This window comes from Novosphingobium pokkalii, assembly GCF_014652855.1.
GTDB classification, from domain to species: Bacteria; Pseudomonadota; Alphaproteobacteria; order Sphingomonadales; family Sphingomonadaceae; genus Novosphingobium; species Novosphingobium pokkalii.
In genome coordinates this window covers 5,001-7,811 of the sequence record NZ_BMZP01000044.1, presented here as the reverse complement: position 1 = coordinate 7,811, position 2,811 = coordinate 5,001, and the positions used below count along the sequence as shown (strand labels likewise).

The window sequence follows — 2,811 nt, the reverse complement described above, 5'->3', positions numbered from 1 at the left end:
GTCTAGTAGTTTGTTTTTTAGTATGTAGTTTGTCTAAAGTCTAGTAGTTTGTCTAAAGTCTAGTAGTTTGTCTAAAGTCTAGTAGTTTGTCAATAGTTAACGTTAACGTTTTATAAAGTATAGTGGTTTTTCTTTTAGTATTTTATTTATTATATAGTACTATACTTTATATAAAGTATTTAGTAAGTTTTATTAGCTTTAGTGTTAACTTTATAGCAATAAAGTTTAGTAGTTTTTCTATAATACTAAAGTACTATTTAGTATATAATAAGCTTTTTAAACTTACTATAGCTATATATTTTCTTTAGTACTACTAGTATATAGAGTATTACTTTATTAAATAACTATATACTAAATACTAAATACTTAAGCTATAGTATATAAAAGTAAAGTATATTTAATACTTATCTACTATATACTTTTTACTATACTATTATACTATTTAGCTACTACTATTATTATAGCTTAGTTATTTTAAAATATAGCTTTAAGTAGTACTAAAGCTTAGCTTTATTATATATTTTATTAAAAAAAAATATACTATATAGTAATAACTTACTTACTAACTAGCTACTTTATACTAAATACTACTATTTTCTATAGTAAATATATATATATAGCTATTAAATATATATACTACTACTATAATATAGAAGAAAGAAATCTAAAACTACTAGACTCTACTAAACTACTAGACTCTGCAAAACTACTAGACTCTGCAAAACTACTAGACTCTGCAAAACTACTAGACGCTAGACTTTTTTTCTTTCTACTATTCTGACTTTTCCTATTGTAACCAAATGCGAAATTGCTTTCTGAGTGTAAACTACTAGACTCTATACGTTGTGGAATCGGTTTATGGTTTGTATGGGGCTGCGCATGTCTACACGGTTTCTCATACAAAAAAGCGCACCTCCGAGCTGTTTTCCGCCACCTTAACCCCGCAACGCGAAAATCAAGCCGAACAGTGTTCCTACACTATATGAGGAGGGCAGCTGGGGTCTTCGGATCTCAGCTGCCTACAATCAATCCTTGTTTTGCGGATCGTTGGCTATTGGGCTATACCAGTTTCGATTGGGTCGCTCCTTGCTTTAGCTATACTTTCTGCTTTAACTCTTCGGTTTCATACTTGCAAGCCTTGTTACCCAGGTAGCGGTTGGGGACGTCAACTCTGGCCAGCGCGTTACCCGGGACTCGGCGACTGTTGGGTGCTTGTAGAGGCGGGCGAAAGCCTATATATTGAAGCGGTGCTCCGGTACTGCGCCTTTACCTGCGCTTGACGCCTGAAGTCCTGCTCACTTCCATGAGCGGGCGCCAATTCGGGGTCTGTGGATTGATGGCTTTGCCAAAAATTTCACCAGATCTTTGGGGACAGTCGCGCCGCCTATCCGCGCTTCGTGTGCGTGAGGCGACGTGGGCTTTCTCCTCTTGAGACGTATATGCTGTGGGCTTGTTATTGGCGGCAACGCCGATCAGGCTTCGCGGCGGACCACGTCTTGGGGAACTCAGTGGGGGCAAATGAATAGGTCGTCTGCAGCGATTGCGCCCTGCGCGCATTCGCAGTAGGCGATTGGGATTGCTTCGGCGATCCCCTTCTTGGTACAATTCCGCTCCTTCGGGGGCTCAGCCACTGCGCTTCGGCGCTGTTGGTGAACGATTGTTACCTGGTTGATTCTGCCAGTAGTCATATGCTTGTCTCAAAGATTAAGCCATGCATGTCTAAGTATAAGCAATTATACCGTGAAACTGCGAATGGCTCATTAAATCAGTTATCGTTTATTTGATAATACCTTACTACTTGGATAACCGTGGTAATTCTAGAGCTAATACATGCTGAAAATCCCGACTTCGGAAGGGATGTGTTTATTAGATAAAAAACCAATGCCCTTCGGGGCTTTTTGGTGATTCATGATAACTTTACGGATCGCATAGCCTTGCGCTGGCGACGGTTCATTCAAATTTCTGCCCTATCAACTTTCGATGGTAAGGTATTGGCTTACCATGGTTTCAACGGGTAACGGGGAATTAGGGTTCGATTCCGGAGAGGGAGCCTGAGAAACGGCTACCACATCCAAGGAAGGCAGCAGGCGCGCAAATTACCCAATCCCGACACGGGGAGGTAGTGACAATAAATACTGATACAGGGCTCTTTTGGGTCTTGTAATTGGAATGAGTACAATTTAAACCTCTTAACGAGGAACAATTGGAGGGCAAGTCTGGTGCCAGCAGCCGCGGTAATTCCAGCTCCAATAGCGTATATTAAAGTTGTTGCAGTTAAAAAGCTCGTAGTTGAAACTTGGGCCTGGCTGGCGGGTCCGCCTCACCGCGTGCACTCGTCCGGCCGGGCCTTCCTTCTGAAGAACCTCATGCCCTTCACTGGGCGTGCTGGGGAATCAGGACTTTTACTTTGAAAAAATTAGAGTGTTCAAAGCAGGCCTTTGCTCGAATACGTTAGCATGGAATAATAAAATAGGGCGTGCGTTTCTATTTTGTTGGTTTCTAGAGACGCCGCAATGATTAACAGGAACAGTCGGGGGCATCAGTATTCAGTTGTCAGAGGTGAAATTCTTGGATTTACTGAAGACTAACTACTGCGAAAGCATTTGCCAAGGATGTTTTCATTAATCAGTGAACGAAAGTTAGGGGATCGAAGACGATCAGATACCGTCGTAGTCTTAACCGTAAACTATGCCGACTAGGGATCGGGCGATGTTCTTTTTCTGACTCGCTCGGCACCTTACGAGAAATCAAAGTTTTTGGGTTCTGGGGGGATTATGGTCGCAAGGCTGAAACTTAAAGAAATTGACGGAA

General features: G+C 41.3%; 1 rRNA gene (cut by a window edge). It reads left to right on the top strand.

Going from position 1 to position 2,811, the window contains the following annotated elements:
- Positions 1–1,656 precede the first annotated feature (1,656 nt).
- Positions 1,657–2,811, top strand: a 16S ribosomal RNA gene (locus tag IE191_RS21445); it runs 654 nt beyond the window's last position.